Annotated in this window: 19 protein-coding genes; 8 read left to right on the forward strand and 11 right to left on the reverse strand. The window is 72.0% G+C overall.

The window, feature by feature from the left end; all coding sequences use genetic code 11:
- Window positions 1-65 precede the first annotated feature (65 nt).
- Window positions 66-656 carry a TetR/AcrR family transcriptional regulator gene (locus ACZ6RC_RS02240; RefSeq protein ID WP_391142431.1) on the reverse strand — a complete coding sequence of 197 codons (591 nt, stop codon included), beginning with the start codon at window positions 654-656 and terminating at the stop codon, window positions 66-68.
- 31 nt (window positions 657-687) lie between these two features.
- Window positions 688-1,722 (reverse strand): aldo/keto reductase, encoded by a 1,035-nt coding sequence (locus ACZ6RC_RS02245; protein WP_469578745.1) that lies wholly within the window; start codon window positions 1,720-1,722, stop codon window positions 688-690.
- 268 nt (window positions 1,723-1,990) lie between these two features.
- On the opposite strand from ACZ6RC_RS02245, the gene ACZ6RC_RS02250 reads away from it, so the two are divergent.
- From ACZ6RC_RS02250 to ACZ6RC_RS02270, 5 genes are all read left to right on the forward strand, one after another.
- Window positions 1,991-2,191 (forward strand): DUF6243 family protein, encoded by a 201-nt coding sequence (locus ACZ6RC_RS02250; protein WP_391142426.1) that lies wholly within the window; start codon window positions 1,991-1,993, stop codon window positions 2,189-2,191.
- Between the two features lie 167 nt (window positions 2,192-2,358).
- Window positions 2,359-2,913: a hypothetical protein gene (locus ACZ6RC_RS02255; protein WP_469578747.1), complete on the forward strand. Its 555-nt coding sequence runs from the start codon at window positions 2,359-2,361 to the stop codon at window positions 2,911-2,913.
- On the forward strand, window positions 2,914-4,050 hold the full coding sequence (gene dusB, locus ACZ6RC_RS02260) for a tRNA dihydrouridine synthase DusB (protein ID WP_391142421.1): 1,137 nt from the start codon (window positions 2,914-2,916) through the stop codon (window positions 4,048-4,050).
- A 419-nt stretch (window positions 4,051-4,469) separates the two neighbouring features.
- Entirely contained in the window at window positions 4,470-7,181 is a 2,712-nt protein-coding gene (gene ppdK / locus ACZ6RC_RS02265; protein ID WP_469578749.1) for a pyruvate, phosphate dikinase, read from the forward strand.
- A gap of 540 nt (window positions 7,182-7,721) precedes the next feature.
- Window positions 7,722-8,744: an ArsR/SmtB family transcription factor gene (locus ACZ6RC_RS02270; RefSeq protein ID WP_391142415.1), complete on the forward strand. Its 1,023-nt coding sequence runs from the start codon at window positions 7,722-7,724 to the stop codon at window positions 8,742-8,744.
- On the opposite strand, the gene ACZ6RC_RS02275 is transcribed toward ACZ6RC_RS02270, so the two are convergent.
- The gene (locus tag ACZ6RC_RS02275; protein ID WP_469578751.1) at window positions 8,714-9,871 is read right to left on the reverse strand and encodes an alkaline phosphatase PhoX; all 1,158 of its coding nucleotides are present in this window, start codon (window positions 9,869-9,871) and stop codon (window positions 8,714-8,716) included. The two genes, ACZ6RC_RS02270 and ACZ6RC_RS02275, sit on opposite strands and share 31 nt — an antisense overlap.
- Before the next feature lie 327 nt (window positions 9,872-10,198).
- Between ACZ6RC_RS02275 and ACZ6RC_RS02280 the strand changes: the two genes are divergently transcribed.
- Complete coding sequence (locus ACZ6RC_RS02280) at window positions 10,199-10,609, forward strand: VOC family protein (RefSeq protein ID WP_391142410.1); 411 nt, start codon at window positions 10,199-10,201, stop codon at window positions 10,607-10,609.
- Window positions 10,610-10,675: 66 nt separating this feature from the next.
- Here the strand turns inward: ACZ6RC_RS02280 and ACZ6RC_RS02285 are convergent, their stop codons facing one another.
- The 5 genes from ACZ6RC_RS02285 to ACZ6RC_RS02305 all read right to left on the reverse strand — a co-directional run bounded on the left by ACZ6RC_RS02285 (window position 10,676) and on the right by ACZ6RC_RS02305 (window position 16,336).
- Window positions 10,676-11,437: an SDR family NAD(P)-dependent oxidoreductase gene (locus tag ACZ6RC_RS02285; RefSeq protein ID WP_469578753.1), complete on the reverse strand. Its 762-nt coding sequence runs from the start codon at window positions 11,435-11,437 to the stop codon at window positions 10,676-10,678.
- A gap of 101 nt (window positions 11,438-11,538) precedes the next feature.
- Window positions 11,539-12,123, reverse strand: coding sequence for a TetR/AcrR family transcriptional regulator (locus tag ACZ6RC_RS02290; RefSeq protein ID WP_391142404.1), 585 nt, complete (start codon window positions 12,121-12,123; stop codon window positions 11,539-11,541).
- A gap of 37 nt (window positions 12,124-12,160) precedes the next feature.
- Window positions 12,161-12,538: a nitrite reductase small subunit NirD gene (gene nirD / locus ACZ6RC_RS02295; protein WP_391142402.1), complete on the reverse strand. Its 378-nt coding sequence runs from the start codon at window positions 12,536-12,538 to the stop codon at window positions 12,161-12,163.
- Window positions 12,539-12,543: 5 nt separating this feature from the next.
- On the reverse strand, window positions 12,544-15,081 hold the full coding sequence (nirB, locus tag ACZ6RC_RS02300) for a nitrite reductase large subunit NirB (RefSeq protein ID WP_469578755.1): 2,538 nt from the start codon (window positions 15,079-15,081) through the stop codon (window positions 12,544-12,546).
- A 1-nt stretch (window position 15,082) separates the two neighbouring features.
- Entirely contained in the window at window positions 15,083-16,336 is a 1,254-nt protein-coding gene (locus tag ACZ6RC_RS02305) for an NAD(P)/FAD-dependent oxidoreductase (protein WP_453614700.1), read from the reverse strand.
- 187 nt (window positions 16,337-16,523) lie between these two features.
- Here ACZ6RC_RS02305 and ACZ6RC_RS02310 point away from each other — a divergent pair, with 187 nt between their 5' ends.
- Complete coding sequence (locus ACZ6RC_RS02310) at window positions 16,524-17,303, forward strand: sulfite exporter TauE/SafE family protein (RefSeq protein WP_391142394.1); 780 nt, start codon at window positions 16,524-16,526, stop codon at window positions 17,301-17,303.
- Here ACZ6RC_RS02310 and ACZ6RC_RS02315 read toward each other — a convergent pair.
- From ACZ6RC_RS02315 to ACZ6RC_RS02325, 3 genes are all read right to left on the reverse strand, one after another.
- Window positions 17,298-17,927 (reverse strand): class F sortase, encoded by a 630-nt coding sequence (locus ACZ6RC_RS02315; RefSeq protein WP_391142391.1) that lies wholly within the window; start codon window positions 17,925-17,927, stop codon window positions 17,298-17,300. The two genes, ACZ6RC_RS02310 and ACZ6RC_RS02315, sit on opposite strands and share 6 nt — an antisense overlap.
- A 212-nt stretch (window positions 17,928-18,139) precedes the next feature.
- On the reverse strand, window positions 18,140-18,646 hold the full coding sequence (locus tag ACZ6RC_RS02320; RefSeq protein ID WP_391142388.1) for a hypothetical protein: 507 nt from the start codon (window positions 18,644-18,646) through the stop codon (window positions 18,140-18,142).
- A 231-nt stretch (window positions 18,647-18,877) separates the two neighbouring features.
- Complete coding sequence (locus ACZ6RC_RS02325) at window positions 18,878-19,636, reverse strand: aminotransferase class IV (protein ID WP_469578758.1); 759 nt, start codon at window positions 19,634-19,636, stop codon at window positions 18,878-18,880.
- Between the two features lie 101 nt (window positions 19,637-19,737).
- On the opposite strand from ACZ6RC_RS02325, the gene ACZ6RC_RS02330 reads away from it, so the two are divergent.
- Window positions 19,738-20,352, forward strand: a complete 615-nt coding sequence (locus ACZ6RC_RS02330) for an NADPH-dependent FMN reductase (RefSeq protein ID WP_391142384.1) — start codon at window positions 19,738-19,740, stop codon at window positions 20,350-20,352.
- The last annotated feature ends 13 nt before the right edge of the window (window positions 20,353-20,365 follow it).

Here is a 20,365-nt window from a genome sequence, read left to right on the forward strand (position 1 = left end):
CCCGGTCGCGCACGGCGAAGCCCCCGGCTCCGAAGGAGGAACCGGGGGCTTCGCCCTGTCCCGGGTCAGGTCTGCGGGTGCAGGCCGCGCAGCAGGAGGGAGACGACCGCGTCGAACTCGGCCTCGATCGTGGGGCGCCGCCACTCCGGGGCATAGGCCGGGTCGTGGAAGCGGGCGGTCGCGTCGAAGACGGCGCGGGCCGTGGCGTCGGGGTCGGCGGCGCTGAACTCCGCCTGGCGGGAGCCCTCTTCGACGATGTGCCGGACCTGGTCGACGAGGACCGCGAGGTGCTGCTCGACCACACCGCTGCTCTCGCCGAGCAGCACCTGGTACGTGGCGAACAGCTCGGGGTCGTCGCCCGCCTTGTGGCGCTTGGCCTCGAAGAGCGTGGCGAGCCAGGCCCGCAGCTTCTCCGGGGCCGGCCGGTCCGGCGCGGCGACCAGATCCGCGAGGGCGGCCTCGGTCCGGGAGAGCCAGCGCTCCGTCACCGCCTCGCGCAGCGCCGCCTTCGTACGGAAGTGGCGGTAGACGCTGCCGTGGCTGACGCCGAGGACCCGGGCCACGTCCACCACCGTGGCCTTCGCCGGGCCATAGCGCCGGAGCACCTCTTCGGTGGCTTCCAGGATGCGCTCTGCGGTCAGGGTCTCGGTGGCCATGGGGTGACAGTACCTGTCAGCCGCGGGGCGGTCAGTGCTCGCTGTCGAGGTGGGCCATCTGAGCCGCGGGATAGCGCTCGCCGGCCGCCGCGCCGGCCGGGACGGCCTCCTCGATCGCGGCCAGGTCGGCCGCGTCCAGCGTGACGTCCAGGGAGCCGAGCGCCTCCGCGAGCCGGTCCCGGCGGCGGGCGCCGATGAGCGGGACGATGTCGGCGCCGTGCCGGGGGCCCTGGGCGAGGACCCAGGCGATCGCGGTCTGGGCGACCGTGACGCCCTTGGCCTCGGCGACGGCCCGCAGCCGGTCCACCAGGTCCAGGTTCCGGTCGAGGTTGTCGCCCTGGAAGCGCGGGCTCATCCCGCGGAAGTCGCCCGGCGCCAGCTCCCGGTCGCGGGAGAAGTGGCCGCTGATCAGACCGCGCGAGAGCACGCCGTACGCCGTGATGCCGATGCCCAGCTCGCGGGCGGTCGGGAGGATCTTCTCCTCGATGGAGCGGGAGATCAGGGAGTACTCGATCTGGAGGTCGGAGATCGGGGCGACGGCCGCCGCCCGGCGCAGGGTGTCCGCGCCGACCTCGGAGAGGCCGATGTGCCGGACATGGCCGGCCTCGACCAGCTCGGCGATCGCGCCGACGGTCTCCTCGATCGGGACGTCGGGGTCGACGCGGGCGATGCGGTAGATGTCGATGTGGTCCGTGCCGAGCCGCTGGAGGGAGTACGCGGCGAAGTTCCGCACCGCCGCCGGCCGGCCGTCATAGCCGGCGAAGCCGCCCTCGACCGTGCGCAGAGCGCCGAACTTCACGCTGGTCAGCGCCTTCTCGCGGGCGGCTGCGGGGGCGGTCCGCAGGGCTTCGTTGATCAGCAGTTCGTTGTGCCCCATGCCGTAGAAATCTCCGGTGTCCAGGAGCGTGACGCCCGCGTCGAGTGCGGCGTGGAGGGTGGCGATCGACTCGGCGCGGTCGCTCTCGCCGTACAGCGCGGACATGCCCATGCAGCCGAGGCCGAGGGCGGAGACCAGGGGGCCGGTGGCGCCGAGGGGGCGGGTGGGGAGGGTGCGGGCGGAGGTCATGGGGGTCTCCTCGGGAGGGAGTCGGAGCGCCGGGGGAGCGGCACACGACAACTATGGCATGACGACTGACAGATTTCAATGTTTGTCATTCACTCGTCCGTGGGGAGGCTCCGGGGCAGGAAATGGTGTGACCGCGGGTGAAGGGGGAGGTACCGTCTGCGGCATGTCTTCGTTCTTCCAGATCTACGAGTGAGAGCGCCGCGGGACCCGTTCCCGCGCAGCGCCGGCCGATTCGACCACCGCATTTCTCACTGACGGGAGAACCCCCATGTCCAAGGGCCGCAACAACCTCCTCGGCGTCGGCGGACAGCGCAAGAAGCTGTCCCGCGCCGACCAGCAGGGCGCCGTCCAGAACAGCAACGCCGACCGCAAGGCGTCGGTCGACCAGAAGCAGGACCTGCTGAGGAAGATGCGCGAGCGCGCACTCGGCGCGGAGAGCACCGACGCCGCCACGGGCGGCGAGGAGTAGGAACGACCGCTAGGGCGTGACACGCCCTAGGCCAGGGGCCCGGGTCGCAGCCGCGACCCGGGCCCTTCGCGTCTCCGCAGGGCGGACGCCGGCTCCCCCGCGCGGCGGAGAGGGACCGGCGCCGCGGGTGACGCGCCGCGGGCAGGGCCGGAACGAGCATGGGTGCCATGTCCACGACGCCCGCCTCCCTTCCCGCCCCCGCACCCCGCTGGGCCCGCCGCGCCGCCCACGCCATCGCCCTGTGCGCCGTGCCGTCAGGGCTCTGGCGCATCGCCATGGCGTGCGGTGTCCCGGTGGGCTACAGCGACCGCACCCTGCGCGAGGTCTTCGACATCCCCGGCTGGGGCATCGCGTACGTCGTGGGACTCTCCGTCCTCGGCGAACTGGCGGCGCTGTTCCCGCTGCTCCTCGTCAGCGACCGGTGGCGGCCGCTGTCCCCCCGGACCCTCGCGGCCCTGGCCCGGACCGCCTCGGCCGGCCTCGTGCTGGTCGCCCTGTGGCAGACCGTGGTCGCCTTCACCGTCGAGAGCCGGACGTACCTGTCGAGCGGTGCCGCTGAGACCGTCTGGGGCTTCGCCTTCGCCCCGCTGGCGGCGATTCCCGTCCTGATGACCGCGGTGACCTGGTCGTACGTCCGGCGGCACCGAGGGCCCGCGCACCCGCGGGGTCGTACCGCCAAGGCGGCCGGGCCGAACGCTTCGGCGGTGCGCGACAATGGCTGAATGACCGCGTTCTCCCCTCTCGCCATCGGGCCGCACATCGTGCAGCCGCCGGTGGTGCTCGCCCCCATGGCCGGCATCACCAACGCCCCCTTCCGCACCCTCTGCCGCGAGTTCAGCGGCGGCAAGGGGCTGTTCGTCAGCGAGATGATCACGACGCGGGCGCTGGTCGAGCGCAACGAGAAGACCATGCAGCTCATCCGCTTCGACGACAGCGAGAAGCCGCGGTCGATCCAGCTGTACGGCGTCGACCCGGTGACCGTCGGCAAGGCCGTGCGGATGATCGTGGACGAGGACCTGGCCGACCACATCGACCTGAACTTCGGCTGCCCGGTGCCCAAGGTGACCCGCAAGGGCGGCGGCTCCGCCCTCCCGTACAAGCGGCCCCTGCTGCGCGCGATCCTGCACGAGGCCGTGACCGGCGCGGGCGACCTGCCGGTCACCATGAAGATGCGCAAGGGCATCGACGACGACCACATCACCTTCCTCGACGCCGGGCGCATCGCCGTCGAGGAGGGCGTCACGGCCATCGCGCTGCACGGGCGGACGGCGGCCCAGCACTACGGCGGCACGGCGGACTGGGACGCGATCGCGCGTCTCAAGGAGCACGTCCCGGAGATCCCGGTGCTGGGCAACGGCGACATCTGGTCGGCCGACGACGCGCTGCGGATGATGCGCGAGACCGGCTGCGACGGCGTGGTCGTGGGCCGCGGCTGCCTGGGCCGTCCCTGGCTCTTCGCCGACCTCGTCGCCGGCTTCGAGGGCACGGGCTCCTACGCCCGGCCCGGGCTGCGGGAGGTCGCGGAGGCGATGGTCCGGCACGCGCGGCTGCTCGGCGAGTGGCTCGGGGACGAGGCACGCGGTGTCATCGACTTCCGCAAGCACGTGGCGTGGTACCTGAAGGGCTTCTCGGTCGGCTCCGAGATGCGCAAGAAGCTGGCGATCACCTCGTCCCTGGACGAGCTGAGCGCTCAGTTGAGCGAGCTGGATCTGGATCAGCCGTGGCCGGCGGGTGCGGACGGCCCGCGCGGGCGCACCTCGGGCAACAACCGCGTCGTCCTCCCGGACGGCTGGCTCAAGGACCCGTACGACTGCGCGGGCGTCGGCGAAGAAGCGGAACTGGACACGTCAGGGGGCTGATGCCGGTCCGTCCGGCCGGGTCCGGAGCCGTCCACGAAGCGGCCGTGCCCCGTCCGGATGATGGGAAACCGGCCGTTTTCACGGCGTGATCCTCGCCACCCTTGATAGGGGGTCTGCTCTGATGAGCGGATGGCGGGGCATTGGACTCCTGGAGGGGTGGCACTGGGTGCCACCCCTCTTGCGTTCAAGAGTTGAACACGGATGCCGGTCTGTGCGCTCATCCGAGCGCCTAAGTGCAACATTGAGTCAAGCGGACTTCGAGCCCTGAAAGCGGAAGCTACCCGTCAGTTACTTTCGATCTGGTGGCGGACGGGTGGTTAAGGCCTGATGACCGCTAGGCGTACCTCCCCAGAAGCCTTCGATCTGGGTATGTTCCTCGCCGTCAGGGCAGCCACCGAGTCCTCGAGGAGTCGAGACACGTGTCGGAAAACAAAGATCAGAAGTTCGTGTACGACTTCACCGAGGGCAACAGGGACCTGAAGGACCTGCTCGGTGGCAAGGGCGCGAACCTGGCGGAGATGACCAACCTCGGCCTCCCGGTTCCCCCCGGCTTCACGATCACCACCGAGGCGTGCAAGGTCTACCTCGACAGCGGCACCGAGCCGGCCGAGCTCCGCGACGAGGTCAGCGCGCACCTCGACGCCCTCGAGCGCAAGATGGGCAAGAAGCTCGGCCAGGCCGACGACCCGCTGCTCGTATCCGTACGCTCCGGTGCCAAGTTCTCCATGCCCGGCATGATGGACACGGTCCTCAACATCGGCCTCTCCGACGAGTCCGTGGCCGGGCTCGCCACCCAGGCCGGGGACGAGCGCTTCGCCTGGGACTCGTACCGCCGCCTCATCCAGATGTTCGGCAAGACCGTCCTCGACGTCGACGGCGAGCTGTTCGAGGAGGCCCTGGACGACGCCAAGGCCGCCAAGAAGGTCACCGTCGACACCGACCTCGACGCCGCCGACCTCAAGAAGCTCGTCAAGCAGTTCAAGAAGATCGTGAAGGCCCAGGCCGGCCGCGACTTCCCGCAGGACCCGCGCGAGCAGATGGACCTCGCCATCGAGGCCGTCTTCAACTCCTGGAACACCGACCGCGCCAAGCTCTACCGCCGCCAGGAGCGCATCCCGCACGACCTCGGCACCGCCGTCAACGTCTGCTCGATGGTCTTCGGCAACCTCGGCCCGGACTCCGGCACCGGCGTCGCCTTCACCCGCGACCCCGCCTCCGGCCACCAGGGCGTCTACGGCGACTACCTCCAGAACGCGCAGGGCGAGGACGTCGTCGCGGGCATCCGCAACACCGTGCCGCTCGCCGAGCTGGAGTCGATCGACAAGGCGTCGTACGACCAGCTGATGCAGATCATGGAGACGCTGGAGACCCACTACAAGGACCTCTGCGACATCGAGTTCACGATCGAGCGCGGTCAGCTGTGGATGCTGCAGACCCGTGTCGGCAAGCGCACCGCCGGTGCCGCCTTCCGGATCGCCACCCAGCTCGTGGACCAGGGCCTGATCGACGAGGCCGAGGCGCTCCAGCGCGTCAACGGCGCCCAGCTCGCCCAGCTGATGTTCCCCAAGTTCGACGAGAACGCCAAGGTCGAGCAGATCGGGCGCGGCATCGCCGCCTCCCCGGGCGCGGCCGTCGGCAAGGCCGTCTTCGACTCGTACACGGCCGTCAAGTGGTCGCGCTCCGGCGAGAAGGTCATCCTCATCCGCCGTGAGACCAACCCGGACGACCTGGACGGCATGATCGCCGCCGAGGGCATCCTGACCTCGCGCGGCGGCAAGACCTCGCACGCCGCCGTCGTCGCCCGCGGCATGGGCAAGACCTGTGTCTGCGGCGCCGAGGAGCTCGAGGTCGACACCAAGCGCCGCCGGATGACCACCGCGGGCGGCCAGGTCGTCGAGGAGGGCGACGTCGTCTCCATCGACGGCTCCACCGGCAAGGTGTACCTCGGCGAGGTCCCGGTCGTGCCCTCCCCGGTCGTCGAGTACTTCGAGGGCCGGATGCACGCCGGCGCCGACGACGCCGACGAGCTGGTCTCCGCCGTCCACCGGATCATGGCCTACGCGGATCGCGTGCGCCGGCTGCGGGTCCGCGCCAACGCCGACAACGCCGAGGACGCCCTGCGGGCCCGCCGCTTCGGCGCCCAGGGCATCGGCCTGTGCCGCACCGAGCACATGTTCCTCGGCGAGCGCCGCGAGATGGTCGAGAAGCTGATCCTCGCCGACACCGACGAGGAGCGCACGGAGGCCCTGAAGGCCCTCCTGCCGCAGCAGAAGCAGGACTTCGTCGAGCTGTTCGAGGCGATGGACGGGCTGCCCGTCACGGTCCGGCTGCTCGACCCGCCGCTGCACGAGTTCCTGCCCGACATCACCGAGCTGTCGGTCCGCGTCGCCCTCGCCGAGTCCCGCAAGGACGCCAACGAGAACGACCTGCGGTTGCTGCAGGCCGTGCACCGGCTGCACGAGCAGAACCCGATGCTGGGTCTGCGCGGTGTCCGCCTCGGCCTGGTCATCCCCGGTCTCTTCGCCATGCAGGTCCGGGCGATCGCCGAGGCCGCGGCCCAGCGGATCGACGCCAAGGGCGACCCGCGCGCCGAGATCATGATCCCGCTCGTCGGCACCGTCCAGGAGCTGGAGATCGTCCGCGAGGAGGCCGAGGGCGTCATCGCCGAGGTCCAGGCGCAGACCGGCGTCGAGCTGAAGCTCGCGCTCGGCACCATGATCGAGCTGCCGCGCGCCGCGCTGACCGCCGGACAGATCGCCGAGGCCGCCGAGTTCTTCTCCTTCGGCACGAACGACCTCACCCAGACGGTGTGGGGCTTCTCCCGGGACGACGTGGAGGCCAGCTTCTTCACCGCGTACCTGGAGAAGGGCATCTTCGGCGTCTCGCCGTTCGAGACCATCGACAAGGACGGCGTCGGCTCCCTCGTCCGCAGCGCGGTCGAGGCCGGCCGGGCCACCCGCCCGGACCTCAAGCTCGGCGTCTGCGGCGAGCACGGCGGCGACCCCGAGTCGGTGCACTTCTTCCACGAGGTGGGCCTCGACTACGTCTCCTGCTCGCCGTTCCGGATCCCGGTGGCGCGCCTGGAGGCGGGCCGTGCGGCGGCGCAGTCGAGCGGCAGCGACAGCCGCTGACCCTCCGTTCAGTAGCAAAGGCCACCGGAGCCGCCGTCGGTCACCACCACCCTCACCGACGGGCGGCGGCTCCGGGTCGCAAGAGAGACGGGGCGGACACCTTGTGCGGAGGTGTCCGCCCCGTCGCATTTCGTCCGCGCACCGATGTCGGTTCGGCCGTTCCCGGATGTTCGGACCGATGTGAGTTCATGTTCAATCGAGCGCGGTTGAAATATTCGCTGTTGAACGTTTTCACGATTGGTACCGCAAAGAACGAGTCGGGCGCGGCCACCGGATCCCCACCCGGTGGCCGCGCCCGTTTACCCGTGCCAGGCAGGTGAGCCACAACCTCGCCGACCGCCGCCGGACGCGCGAAGCCCCCCACGGTCTTCGTCGCGTCACCTCGGTCCTGAAGGTTTCCTGCCCGACACGCACAGCCTTTCGGTTTGCCCCCGTCCTCCGCGATGCTTTTCAAGTGTGGCTGAAACACCCTGGTAACGTGCAGTGATGCTGTGCATACTCATTGAAGGGGGTGGTTGCGAGTGCACAGGTGGGGGTTCGATGCTCCGGATTCATTTCACAGGAAACGACTTGGCGGGCGTGCGTATGGCCGCCCGGCCGGATGTTCTATGGGAAACGATTCTCAGTTTTCACCGTTTAAGGGACCGGCGCGGCCCCGTCGTCTACGGAGAATGGCGCTCGGAAACCCGCACACGGCTCAACGGTGAGACGCGACTGCTCGCCGCGCTCGTTCCCAGTCGCGGTTACTTCCCCGACTTCCTGACCCCCGCGGAGGGCGTCAGCGGCCTCGACGACGGCCTGGAGGCGATCCGCGCGACCCCGGACGCCCGACTGCGGGCCGAACTCGCCCTGCTCGGCGCCGACCGGGCCGGCGGCAGGTCCGTCCCGCACTCGCTGCGCGCCCTCGCCGAGGGCGGCGCGGAACCGTTCGACCGGCTCATCGGGGCCCTGCGCAGCTATCACCGGGCCGCCATCGAGCCGTACTGGCCCGATGTCCGCGCCCGCGTCGAGGCGGACCGTGCCGTGCGCGGCCGCGCCCTGCTCGACGGCGGAGCCGACGAACTGCTCGCCTCGCTGCCGCCGATGCTCCGCTGGCGCGCACCGGTCCTGGAGGCCGACTATCCCGTCGACCGCGATCTCCACCTCGACGGCCGCGGGCTGCTGCTCCAGCCCTCGTACTTCTGCCGGGGCACCCCGGTGGTGCTGCGCGACCCCGCGCTGCCCCCGGTCCTCGTCTACCCGGTCACGCACTGCGAGGCGCCGACCGTCCGCGCGCCGGGCGGCTCCTCCCTGGCCAAGCTCGTCGGCAACACCCGCTCCGCGGTCCTGCACGCCATCGGCGACGGCGGCACCACGAGTGAACTGGCCCGCAGGGCGGGGGTCTCCCTCGCCTCCGCGAGCCAGCACGCGGGCGTCCTCCGCGAGGCGGGGCTCGTCTCCACCCTGCGCCACGGCAACGCCGTCCTGCACACACTGACGCCGTTGGGCGCCGCCCTGCTGGGCAGCGCCCAACGGCGCGCGGAGGAGCGGTGTTACGCGCGGAACGGCCCCGTCACCTCGTAGGTGATGCCGCCCGAAGAGCTGCCGCTCGTGCCCCGCTGGCTGGAGAAGTACAGCCGCCGGCCGTCGGGGGAGAAGGCCGGTCCGGTGATCTCGGAGCCGGACTGGCCGTTGATCCGCAGGAAGGGGGCGACGACGTCGTCGGGGGTGATGACGCAGATCTCCATGTTGCCGCCGTCCTCGGCGATGAACAGGTCGCCCGAGGAGGAGCCGGTGACGTTGTCGACGCCCGTCAGCGGGGCGCCGCCGGAGACCAGCGAGTCGTCGTACGCCAGCTCGTAGGTGCTGGTGGCGAGGTTGAGCTGCCAGAGGCGGTTGTCGCCCTTGGTGGTGAACCAGACGGTGTCGTTGGCGTAGTGGCAGCCCTCGCCGCCGTTGAACTTCTTCGCTCCGGAGACCTGGCTGCGCGTGGCGGTCGGCGAACCGTCCGGGTCCGGGACGTTCCGCCAGGTGAAGGAGCCGGAGGTGGCCGTTCCGGCGACCAGGACCTGGAGCGTGCCGGAGGAGAGGTTGCCCCACGTGGTGGGGATGAAGCGGTAGAAGCAGCCGCTGGTCTCGTCCTCGGTCAGGTAGATCACCTTGCGGACGGGGTCGGCGGCGGCGGCCTCGTGCTTGAACCGGCCCATCGCGTCACGGCGGACGGCGGCGTTCACGCCGTACGGGTCGGTCTCGTAGACGTAGCCGAGGCTGACCTCCTCGCAGGAGAGCCAGGTGTTCCAGGGGGTCTTGCCGCCCGCGCAGTTCTGGCGGGTGTTGGAGAGGACGCGGTACGCGCCGACGACGTTGCCCGACGCGTCGAACTTCACCGCGCCCGCGCCGCCGCCGGGGTTGATCTCCGAGTTGGAGACGTAGATCCAGCCGGTGCCGGCGGCGAAGCAGGCGCCGCCGTCGGGGGCGTTGTGCCAGGTGTACGACGTGCTGCCGACCTGCTGGCCGGACCGGGCGATCACCCGGCTGGTGAAACCGCTGGGCAGCAGGATGCCGTTGGCGTCGGCGGTGCCCAGGGGCCCGTAGGGGCCGGCGCCGGGCTGGGCGGGGGCGGCGTAGGCGGCCCCGCGCATCAGGGTGCCGCCGAAGGCGGCGGCCGACGTGCCGATGACCGCTCCACGCAGGAAACTGCGTCGCTCCACGTCTCACTCCAGAGGGGGTGGTGAAAACCGCCCCACCGCCCGGACGGCGGCGGGGTCGCGCGCTTCCGGAAGCTAGAGGTGCCAAATTGACTGTGCAGCAACAATCGGTGAAGGGGAAGCGGCGGGTGCCTGATGGCTCGGCGGGGGCCGGCCGCGGGCCGGGGGAGCGGGTGCGGGCGCGGGCGCCGCGCCTCGGCGCCCGGCTCGAAAAAATCTCCGAGAAAATCTTCGGAGCGCCGATGAGTTCCGCCCCGCCCCACCGTCTTACCTCTTGAAAGCGCCGCGACGGAGCGGACGGCACCAACGCCGGACAGAGGAGAGACCGCCATGCCCCAGATGATCTTCGTCAACCTGTCGGTGAAGGACCTCGAGACCACGAAGAGCTTCTGGAGCAAGCTCGGTTTCTCCTTCAACCCGCAGTTCAGCGACGAGAGCACCGCCTGTCTGGTCTTCAGCGACACGATCTTCGCCATGCTGATGACCGAGCCCCGCTTCAAGGACTTCCTCAAGCCGGGCAAGGAGATCTCCGACGCCGGCAGGACCTCCGAGGTGCTGCTCGCGCTCAGCGCCGACAGCCGCGAGGAGGTCGACCGGCTGGCCGACGCGGCGCTGGCCGGCGGCGGGTCCGCGGCGACCGAGGCCCAGGACCACGGCTTCATGTACGGCCGCTCCTTCACGGACCCCGACGGCCACCACTGGGAGGTCGTCTGGATGGACCCGGCCGCCACCCAGGGCTGAGCCCCCGCCCGGCCGCCCTCCGAAGCTGAGCCCCCGCCCGGCCGTCGGAGCCCCCCGCCCCGGCCGTCAGGCCGAGACGCCGCCGTCGATCACCAGGTCCGCGCCCACGACCGAACCGGCGTCCTCCGAGGCGAGGTAGAGCACGGCGGCCGCGACCTCGGCGGCCGACGAGATGCGGCCGAGCGGGGACTGGTCCTTCATCCGGACCTCCCGCTCGGCCTCGGTCTCGCCCGGGTGCAGCGACATCGTGGACTCGGCGGCGCCGGGGCTGACGGCGTTGATCCGGACGCCGTCGGCGATGTGGTCGCGGGCGGCGGCCCGGGTGAGCGCGGAGACCGCGGCCTTGGAGACCTGGTAGCCGAAGACGCCCGGGACGCGGACGTGCGCGCCGAGGTTGGACGAGATGTTGACGATGGCGCCTCCGCCGTGGGCCCGCATGTGGGCGACCTCCGCCTGCAGCGCGTGCAGGACGCCGGTGACGTTGACGTCCAGCAGCGCCTGCCAGTCGTCGAGGGGGAAGTCGGCGGCCGCGTGCCCGCCCCGGAATATCCCGGCGTTGTTCACGGCGACGTCGAGACCGCCGAACGTCTCGACGGTCCGCGCCACCAGCGCGCGGACCTCCTCGGCCCGGGACACGTCGGCGGTGACGGCGGCCGCGGTGCCACCGGCCGCCTCGATCAGGGCCACGGTCTCGTTCAGCGCGGCGGCGCCACGGCCGGAGACGACCACCCTTGCCCCCTCGGCGGCGAAGGCGCGTGCGATGCCCCGGCCGAGGCCGCCGCCGGCGCCGGTGACGAGGACGGTCCTGTGCGTGAAGCGAGCGGACATGCGGTGACGACTCCCTGATGAGGAAACGGATGTTTATTTGACCGTACGTTCCAGAATGCGGGCCGAAAGAAAGGGCGCCCAGGGCGCCCTCTCCTCCGTGATCAGTCCAGCAGCGCCAGCGCCTGCTCCGCCGCGTCGCGGACCCTCGCCGGGTCCGTCGAGGCCTTGCCGACCAGCCGGATCCCCTGCATCAGGACCAGCAGCATCCGCGCCAGCGCCCGCGGATCGCGGTCCACGGGCAGCTCGCCCTGAGCCCGGGCCCGGACGAGCGAGGCGTGCAGCAGGGTCTCGATCTGCTCCCAGCTCAACTCCACCCGGCGCGCCACGGTGTCGTCGCGCGGGCTCAGCTCGGCCGCCGAGTTGGTGATGAAACACCCGGTCAACCGGGTGTCCTCGCTCCCCGCCTCGGCGGCGAACCGCCGCACGAGCGTGCGCACGGCCGGCAGCGCCGGCCCCGGCTGGGACAGCTCCTCGGTCATCTGCGGGTCACGCGTCCGGAGATAGCGGTCCATCGCCTTCAGATACAGCTCGTGCTTGTTGCCGAAGGTGGCGTAGAGGCTGGCGCGGCCGATCCCGAGGTGCTCGACGAGGTCCGCCATCGACGTCGCCTCGTACCCGCGCCTCCAGAACAGCTCAAGTGCCGCCTGGAGCGCGGCCTCCGGATCGAACTCCTTGGTCCTGGCCACACCGAGGACCCTAGATCGATCTGGAACGTACGGTCAACTACGCGAGGGCCTCGGTTGCCACCGTCCGGGGCGCGTGCGCCTCCCGGCTCGTACGGACCGGGTACACCGTCACCGTCACGTCGTCGTCGTCCAGGCACCGGCCGGTCTCCAGATCGAAGCGCTGCTTCAGCAGCGGCGAGGCCACGAACGGCCGCCCGCCCGCCGACCCCACCAGACCCCGGGACAGCACCTGCGCGCCGGTGAACGGGTCGCGGTTGTCGATCGCGTACGCGCGCCCCGACCGGTCCTTGAACAGCGCGGCCTGCCGGCCGTCCGGGAGGAGCGCCGCCACGCCCCGGCCCGGCGTCAGCCGGGACTCCTCGCAGATCACCGTCCATGCGTCGGCGGTCACGTCGTGGGAGAGTTCGAGGTTCATCGGCTTCAGACCCTTTCCAGAGATCCGATGGTGAGGACCGTCAGGTCCGGCTTGATCTGGTCACGCTCCGGCACGAACTTCACCGAGGGGTCCGGCGCGTCCGGCGCGTTGACGAAGGAGACGAAGCGACGCAGCCGGTCCGGGTCGTCCAGGGTCTGCGCCCACTCGTCCTGGTAGTCGTCGACGTGCGCCGCCATCAGCGCCTCCAGCTCGTCGCAGAGCCCCAGCGAGTCGTGCACCACCACGTCCTTGAGGTGGTCGAGCCCGCCCTCAAGGCGCTCCAGCCAGGTCGAGGTGCGCTCCAGGCGGTCGGCGGTGCGGATGTAGAACATCAGGAACCGGTCGATCAGCCGCACCAGTTCGGCGTCCGAGAGGTCCTGGGCGAGCAGGTCCGCGTGGCGCGGGGTCGCGCCCCCGTTGCCGCCGACGTAGAGGTTCCACCCGCTCGCCGTCGCGATGATGCCGAAGTCCTTCGACTGGGCCTCCGCGCACTCCCGGGCGCAGCCGGAGACCGCGGACTTCAGCTTGTGCGGGGAGCGCAGGCCGCGGTAGCGCAGCTCCAGCTGGATCGCCATCTTCACGGAGTCCTGGACGCCGTAGCGGCACCAGGTCTGCCCGACGCAGGACTTCACCGTGCGCAGCGACTTGCCGTAGGCGTGCCCCGATTCGAAGCCGGCGTCGACGAGCCGGGTCCAGATCGCCGGGAGCTGGTCGACGCGCGCGCCGAAGAGGTCGATCCGCTGGCCGCCGGTGAGCTTGGTGTAGAGCCCGAAGTCGCGGGCCACCTCGCCGATCACGATCAGCTTCTCCGGGGTGATCTCACCGCCGGGGATGCGGGGCACCACGGAGTAGGAGCCGTTGCGCTGCATGTTGGCGAGGAAGTGGTCGTTGGTGTCCTGGAGGGCGGCCTGCTCGCCGTCGAGGATGTAACCGCCCAGCTCCAGCGCCGGGGCGAGGCTGGCGAGGATCGAGCCGACGGTCGGCTTGCAGACCTCGCAGCCCTCACCGCCGCGCGCCTCGGGCCGCCCGTGCGAGTCGATCAGCTCGGCGAAGGAGGTCAGCCGCAGCGTGCGGGTGACCTCGTACAGCTCGCTGCGGGTGTACGAGAAGCAGCCGCACAGGCCCTTGTCCGCGGCCGTCGGCAGCAGCTGGCCGATCAGCTTGACGCAACTGCCGCAGCCCGTACCGGCCTTGGTGCACTTCTTCACCTCCGGCAGCGTCGCGCACTGGGTGATCGCGTGCTTGGTGACGTTGTGGCAGGAGCAGATGACGGCGTCGTCCGGCAGCGCGGACGGGCCGAGCGCGACCGGCGCCCCGGCGCCCGCCGGCAGCACCAGCTGCTCGGGCGGGACGGGCGGCACGGAGCCGGTGAGCGGCCGCAGCATGCCGTACGAGTCGGCGTCGCCGACCAGCACACCGCCGAGGAGCCTGCCCTCCCGGTCGATCACGAGCTTCTTGTAGACCCCGGAGCGGGAGTCGGAGTACACGACGTCGAGGCAGTCCTCGGCCGTGCCGTGCGCGTCGCCGAAGGAGGCCACGTCCACGCCGAGCAGCTTCAGCTTCGTCGACATGTCGGCACCGGTGAAGGAGAGCTCCCCGGCGGCGGCGATCGTGGCGGCGGCGGTCAGCGCCATCTCGTAGCCCGGCGCCACCAGGCCGTACACCCGGCCGTCGGAGGCCAGGGCGCACTCGCCGATGGCGAAGACCGCCGGGTCGGAGGTGCGGCACTGCTCGTCGACCGCGATGCCGCCCCGCTCGCCGACGTCGAGCCCGCACTCCCGGGCCAGCTGGTCCCGGGGGCGTACGCCGGCGGAGAACACCACCATGTCGACGGCCAGTTCCGACCCGTCCGACAGGCGCATCCCGGTGACCACGCCGTCCTGGGTGACGACCTCCTGGGTGCCGGTGCCCGTGTGGACGCTCAGCCCCATCTGCTCGATCGTGCGCAGCAGCGCCGCGCCGCCGCCCTCGTCGACCTGCACCGGCATCAGCCGGGGCGCGAACTCCACGACGTGGGTGTCGAGGCCGAGCCCGCTGAGCGCGCCGGCCGCCTCCAGGCCCAGCAGCCCGCCGCCGACGACCGCGCCGGTCGTCGCGGTCTTGGCGTACTCCTCGATGGCGAGCAGGTCCTCGATCGTCCGGTAGACGAAGCAGCCGCGGGCGTCCTTGCCGGGGACGGGAGGCACGAAGGGGTACGAGCCGGTGGCCAGGACCAGCGTGTCGTACGCGAAGACCTGTCCGGAGCGGGCGGTGACCGTACGGGCCGCGCGGTCGACCGACTCGGCCGGGTCGCCGACGTACAGCTCGATGCCGTGGCGCTCCATGAAGCCGGTCTCGACCATGGAGAGGTCGTCGGGGGTGCGGCCGTCGAAGTACGAGGTGAGGTGGACGCGGTCGTAGGCGGGGCGCGGCTCCTCGCAGAGCACCACGATCCGGGCGCGCTCGGTGACGCCCTGGTCCGCCAGTGCCTCCAGGAAGCGCTGGCCGACCATTCCGTGGCCGACCAGGACGACAGTGGGGGTGTGCGCGGGCTTGGTCGACATCTCAGGAGCCTCCGTCGTGGGTGAGCAGGTGGAGCAGGGGAGCGGGCGGAAGGGCTTCGTCGCCCTCCCAGGCCCGGGCGAGCGCCCCGACCGCCGCGAGGTCGCCGAGGAGCACGCCGCCGACCAGGCGGTCGCCGCGGACGACGACCTTGCGGTAGGCGCGGCGGGTGGCGTCGGTCAGCTGGACGACGTCGTCGCCCGGCAGGGGGGTGGCCTCGCCGAAGGCGGCGAGATCGAGCGCCTCGGCCCCGCCGAGGGTGAGACGGGTCAGGGCCCGGGTGCCGGTGTACGGGGCGAAGGGGGCGGGCGCGGCCTCGGGGGGCCGGGCGGCGGGCGCCGTCGCCGTGCCCGCCGTCGGCTCCGTCGCCGTGGCGAGCAGGACGCCCGCCAGGGCGTCCGCCTGCTCCAGGGCCGGGCCCGCCAGGCCGTACACCCGGCCGTCGTGCTCGGCGCAGTCGCCGATGGCGTGGATGAACGGGTCGGAGGTCCGCAGCTCGTCGTCGACGACGACGCCGGTGCGGACCGCCAGGCCCGCGTCGCGGGCGAGACCGGTGCGCGGCCTGACCCCGCAGGCCAGCACCACGACCCCGGCGTCCAGCACGAAGCCGTCGGCGAGCTCGACGGCCGTCACCGCGCCGCCCTCCTGGCGCAGCCCGCTGACCCGGCACTCGGTGTGCACCTCCACCCCGAGCGACTCCATGTGCGCGCGCAGCAGCGCCGACGCCTGCTCGTCCAGCTGCCGCTCCATCAGGCGCTCGCCCTGCTGGGTCAGCACCACCTCGGCGCCCAGCGCGGCCAGCGCACGGGCGGCCGAGACCCCGAGGAGCCCGCCGCCGACGACGACCGCGCGGACCCCGGGACGTACCAGCGCGCGCAGCTCCAGGCAGTCGTCGAGGGTACGGAACGGGTGGACGCCCGACGGCAGCCGCGCGCCGCGCAGTCCGCGCAGCGGCGGCAGCACGGGGTTGGAGCCGGTCGCCAGGACCAGCCGGTCGTAGCCGACCGCCGTGCCGTCCTCGCAGTGCACGACCCGGGCGGCGCGGTCGATCCGTACCGCCCGCACACCGCGCCGCACCGGCTCCAGGGGAGCGGGCAGCGCGATCACCTCCGGCGCGTACCGCCCGGCGAGGACGTCCGCGAGCAGCACCCGGTTGTACGGCGCGTGCGGCTCTTCGCCGAGGAGGGTGACGGGCAGGCGCTGGGCGAGCCGGGCGCCCGCCGTTCCGCCTCCGACCACCACGATCCGTGTACTCATGCTCGAAGAGTGCGGGGCGGGTGTTACCCGTCGGCATCCCGACTGTTTCCCGGACGGAACGCTGATCTCAGTCCTCGGGTGAGGGCGCTGTGAGGCGCGCGCCGCCCACGGGCGTCAACCTCAGATGTAGCTCAGCTCTCCCGGGGGCCGTGGACGGTCCATCCGTCTCCTGCCTAGGCTCGCGATCATGCCTGACATATCCCTGACCGCGCTCCTGCTGCTCTGCGCCGCCGCCCTCGTGGCCGGCTGGATCGACGCCGTGGTCGGAGGGGGCGGGCTGCTCCTGCTGCCCGCGCTGCTGCTCGGGCTGCCGCACGTGCCGGCCGCGCACGTCCTCGGCACCAACAAGGCCGTGGCGATCGTCGGCACCTCGGGCGCCGCCGTCACCTACGTCCGCAAGGCGCCGGTGCGGGTGAAGACGGCGGTACGGATCGGTCTCGCGGCCCTCGCCGGGTCCATGGGCGGTGCCTTCTTCGCCGCCGGGATCAGCAGCGACGTCCTGCGCCCGGTCATCATGGTCGTCCTGCTGGGCGTGGCGGCGTTCGTCGTGCTGCGGCCGTCCTTCGGCGCCCGGGGCGAGGACACGGCGCCCGTCGGGCGGGCCAGGGTCGTCACCGCGATCGTGGTCGTCGGCGGCGGGATCGGCTTCTACGACGGCCTCTTCGGGCCCGGCACCGGCACCTTCCTGGTCCTGGCGCTCTCCGCCGTCCTCCACCTCGACCTGGTGACCGCTTCCGCCACCGCCAAGATCGTCAACGTCTGCACCAACGCGGGGGCGCTCGCGATGTTCGCCTACCAGGGCACGGTGCTGTGGCAGCTGGCCGCGATCATGGCGGTCTTCAACCTGGCGGGCGGGATGATCGGTGCGCGGATGGCGCTGCGGAAGGGCACCGGCTTCGTCCGCGGGGTGCTGCTCGTCGTCGTGCTCTCCCTCATCGCGAAGCTCGCCTTCGACCAGTGGTCATGAGGACGCCCCGCGCACTCCGATGAGATGGGCGAACGCCACCACGTTCCCCTGGTAGCCGGACTTCTCGGAGAAGCCGCCGCCGCAGGTGATCAGGCGCAGCTCGGCCCTGTCCCGCTCGCCGTAGACCTTCCGGTCGGGGAAGTCCGCGTTGTCGTAGACCTCGATGGCGTCGATGGTGAAGACGGCGGTCCGCCCGTCCTCGCGGTCCACCTCGACGCGGTCGCCCTTCTTGAGCGCCCCGAGGGCGTAGAAGACCGCCGGCCCCTTCGCGTTGTCGACGTGGCCGGCCACGATCGCGGTGCCCTCGGCGCCGGGCGTGGTGCCCTCCCGGAACCAGCCGGCGAGATTGCGGTCGCTCGCGGGCGGCACCTCCAGCGTGCCCTTCGCGCTCAGGCCCAGCCCGGTCATCGGGGTGTCGACGTCGATCTCGGGGATGCGCAGCCGGACCGGCGCGGAGGGGGGCAGCGGGTCGGCGGCGGCGTCGGTGTACGCGTTGGGTCCCGCGGCGAAGGCCTGCGCGGCGGAGGGGACGGGCGGGGTGATGTTCTCCGACCCGTTCTGGACGAGCCAGACGCCGACGCACGCGGCGATCGCGATGCCCCAGCCCTTGCTCCTGTTGCTCACGGTGCTCGGGTCTCCCTTCTCGGCTGCGTGGGGGGACGGTGCGCGGGCCCCGGTGCGCCCGCGCGGAGCGGGGCCGGGGCCGGATGTGGCCCTGCCCCCGCCGGGCCGTATGCGGGCGCGCGGCGGGGGCAGGACGTGCGGTACGCCCAGGTCGAGTCCGGAAAGCAGCGCCGTCCGCCCGCAGGGGAGGGCCGGGGCTTTCCGGACACGGCCTAGCGGCCCTGCGCGCCGCTCGCCCGGCGGCGCAGGAGCCAGGTACCGCCGACGGCGGTAGCGGCCAGCACCGCCGCGCCCGCCGCGACCTGGGCGGTGTCGGGGCCCACGCTGCCCCCGACGCCGGTCTGGACGTGCCCGCTCGGGCTGCGGTGCTTGACGACGAGGTCACCGCGGGCCGTCTTGCCGTTGTCACAGGCCACGCTGATGCCGTAGGTGCCCGGCCTGGCGTGGTGGGGGACCGTGAACTGACCGACCACGACCTCCTTGTGCGTGCTCGGGTTCAGCTGGAAGTCGCCCGCCCCGAGGGACTGCGCGTCGCCGATGCCGTGGCCCTTGTGGCCGCACGCGAGGGTGTTGACGGTGATGGTCGTGCCGGGCGTCGCGGAGGACGGGTACACCTCCAGGGTGTGGTAGTCCCCGGCGTACGCCGCCGGTACGGCGAAGGCGCCGATCGCGACGACCGACAACGCGGTACCGGTGAGCAGGCGGGCAGTGGTGCGCATGGGGTCCTCCGTGGCGCGCGAGCGGTCTTCCGAGCGGCCGTTGCGAGCCGTCTCCTCTTGTCCGAGGTAAGAGCCGTGGCGCGCCACGCGCCTGCTGATGGGGGGTCAGAATTACGCCGTCCGGTGCGGTGTGTCGGCTTGTGCGGGCCGCGTACGTGCAGGTCAGAGTGGGTTACGAGGCGTCAGCTCGGGTTCCGCGCCGAACGGGTGACGGCGTCCGGGCCGGACGGGTCAGACGGTCTCCCAGGGCACGGATCCGTACGCCGCGTACACCCGCTCCATCAGCTCCTCGTCCACCTCGAACCGGACCGCGTCGATCCGCTCCACCGGGGCGATGCCGCGCGAGTTCGTCACGAAGGCCGCGCGGAACCCCGGCAGGTCCGCCCGCGTGACCCGGCGCCGCAGCGAGTCCAGCCGCGCCTCCAGCAGGGCCATCGTGATCCCGGTCAGGCTCGGCGCCGACGGCCAGACCAGCGCCGCGCCGTCCCAGAAGGCGATGTTGGTGACCGCCCCCTCGGCGATCTCGCCGTCCGGACCCGTCAGCAGGGCCTCGTCGAAGCCGGCCCGGCGGGCCGCGTCGCCGTGGAAGCGCTGGCCGAAGCCGCCCAGGTGCTTGATGTGGGCGGCCGGGCGCAGATAGTCGACCGCCATCAGGCTCTGCGGGGTGCGGGGCATCGGGGCCGGCGCCCGGACGGTCACGGTGACGCGCGCGCCCTCGTGGACGTGGACGCGGACCGCCGCGTCCCGCCGCCCCGCCGTCCGCAGGGCGCCGGCGAGCAGGGTGCGGACGTGCCCGCCGTCGAGCGGCCGGCCGAACAGCTCGCGGGTCGCGCGGTCGAGCCGGTCCAGATGGAGTCCGAGACCGCGCACCCGCCCGTCGCGCACCTGCGCGGCGGTGAAGTGGCCGTAGCCGCTCATCAGGGCGGCGAGGGCTTCCGGGTCGGGTGCGGGGACGCCGTCGGTCTCGACGTGTACGGGGGCCGTCGTCATGGCCCCACCGTATGCCGGGGACGGACCGCGGAACAGACCGCGGAACGGACCGCGGAACGGCGCTTGACCTCAACCAAACTTGAGGTACCACGATCATCGGCATGGACATCACGAACTCCACGGAGTCCACCGACTCCGTCATGCCGCTCAAGCTCGCCGTCGTCATCGCCTCCAACCGTGAAGGCCGGTTCGGACCCGTCGTCGCCGACTGGTTCCTCGCCCGGGTCGCCGAGCGCGAGGACTTCACCGTCGACGTCGTGGACCTGGCCGAGACCGACCTGCCCACCTCCCTCTCGCACTCCCCGGGCCCCGAGGTGCGCGCCGAACTCGCCAAGGTCTCCCCGGTCCTGGCCGCCGCCGACGCCTTCGTCGTCCTCACCCCCGAGTACAACCACTCCTTCCCCGCCGCCCTCAAGAACCTCATCGACTGGCACTACGTCGAATGGCAGGCCAAGCCGGTCGGATTCGTCTCCTACGGCGGGATCTCCGGCGGCCTGCGGGCCGTCGAGCAACTGCGGCAGATCTACGCCGAGTTGCACGCGGTCACGATGCGCGACTCGGTCGCCTTCCCCTACGTGCACGGGCAGTTCGGCGAGGACGGCCGGCACAAGGACCCCACCGGCCCCGACACCGCCGCCAAGACCATGCTCGACCAGACCGCCTGGTGGGCGCGCGCCCTGCGCGATGCCAAGTCCGTCCGCGCCTACACCGGTTGAGCGGGAGCGCCCA

The sequence above is a fragment of the Streptomyces sp. NPDC048353 genome (assembly GCF_055587165.1).

What these genes read in the sequence shown, in the direction of transcription:
- ACZ6RC_RS02305 (WP_453614700.1), bottom strand. Translation starts at nt 16,336, where the DNA reads ATGAGTACACGGATCGTGGTGGTCGGAGGCGGAACGGCGGGCGCCCGG.
- ACZ6RC_RS02250 (WP_391142426.1), top strand. Translation starts at nt 1,991, where the DNA reads ATGTCCAAGGGCCGCAACAACCTCCTCGGCGTCGGCGGACAGCGCAAG.
- ACZ6RC_RS02245 (WP_469578745.1), bottom strand. Translation starts at nt 1,722, where the DNA reads ATGACCTCCGCCCGCACCCTCCCCACCCGCCCCCTCGGCGCCACCGGC.
- ACZ6RC_RS02255 (WP_469578747.1), top strand. Translation starts at nt 2,359, where the DNA reads ATGTCCACGACGCCCGCCTCCCTTCCCGCCCCCGCACCCCGCTGGGCC.
- ACZ6RC_RS02270 (WP_391142415.1), top strand. Translation starts at nt 7,722, where the DNA reads ATGCTCCGGATTCATTTCACAGGAAACGACTTGGCGGGCGTGCGTATG.
- ACZ6RC_RS02310 (WP_391142394.1), top strand. Translation starts at nt 16,524, where the DNA reads ATGCCTGACATATCCCTGACCGCGCTCCTGCTGCTCTGCGCCGCCGCC.
- nirB (WP_469578755.1), bottom strand. Translation starts at nt 15,081, where the DNA reads ATGTCGACCAAGCCCGCGCACACCCCCACTGTCGTCCTGGTCGGCCAC.
- ACZ6RC_RS02320 (WP_391142388.1), bottom strand. Translation starts at nt 18,646, where the DNA reads ATGCGCACCACTGCCCGCCTGCTCACCGGTACCGCGTTGTCGGTCGTC.
- nirD (WP_391142402.1), bottom strand. Translation starts at nt 12,538, where the DNA reads ATGAACCTCGAACTCTCCCACGACGTGACCGCCGACGCATGGACGGTG.
- ACZ6RC_RS02280 (WP_391142410.1), top strand. Translation starts at nt 10,199, where the DNA reads ATGCCCCAGATGATCTTCGTCAACCTGTCGGTGAAGGACCTCGAGACC.
- dusB (WP_391142421.1), top strand. Translation starts at nt 2,914, where the DNA reads ATGACCGCGTTCTCCCCTCTCGCCATCGGGCCGCACATCGTGCAGCCG.
- ACZ6RC_RS02325 (WP_469578758.1), bottom strand. Translation starts at nt 19,636, where the DNA reads ATGACGACGGCCCCCGTACACGTCGAGACCGACGGCGTCCCCGCACCC.
- ACZ6RC_RS02285 (WP_469578753.1), bottom strand. Translation starts at nt 11,437, where the DNA reads ATGTCCGCTCGCTTCACGCACAGGACCGTCCTCGTCACCGGCGCCGGC.
- ACZ6RC_RS02240 (WP_391142431.1), bottom strand. Translation starts at nt 656, where the DNA reads ATGGCCACCGAGACCCTGACCGCAGAGCGCATCCTGGAAGCCACCGAA.
- ACZ6RC_RS02330 (WP_391142384.1), top strand. Translation starts at nt 19,738, where the DNA reads ATGGACATCACGAACTCCACGGAGTCCACCGACTCCGTCATGCCGCTC.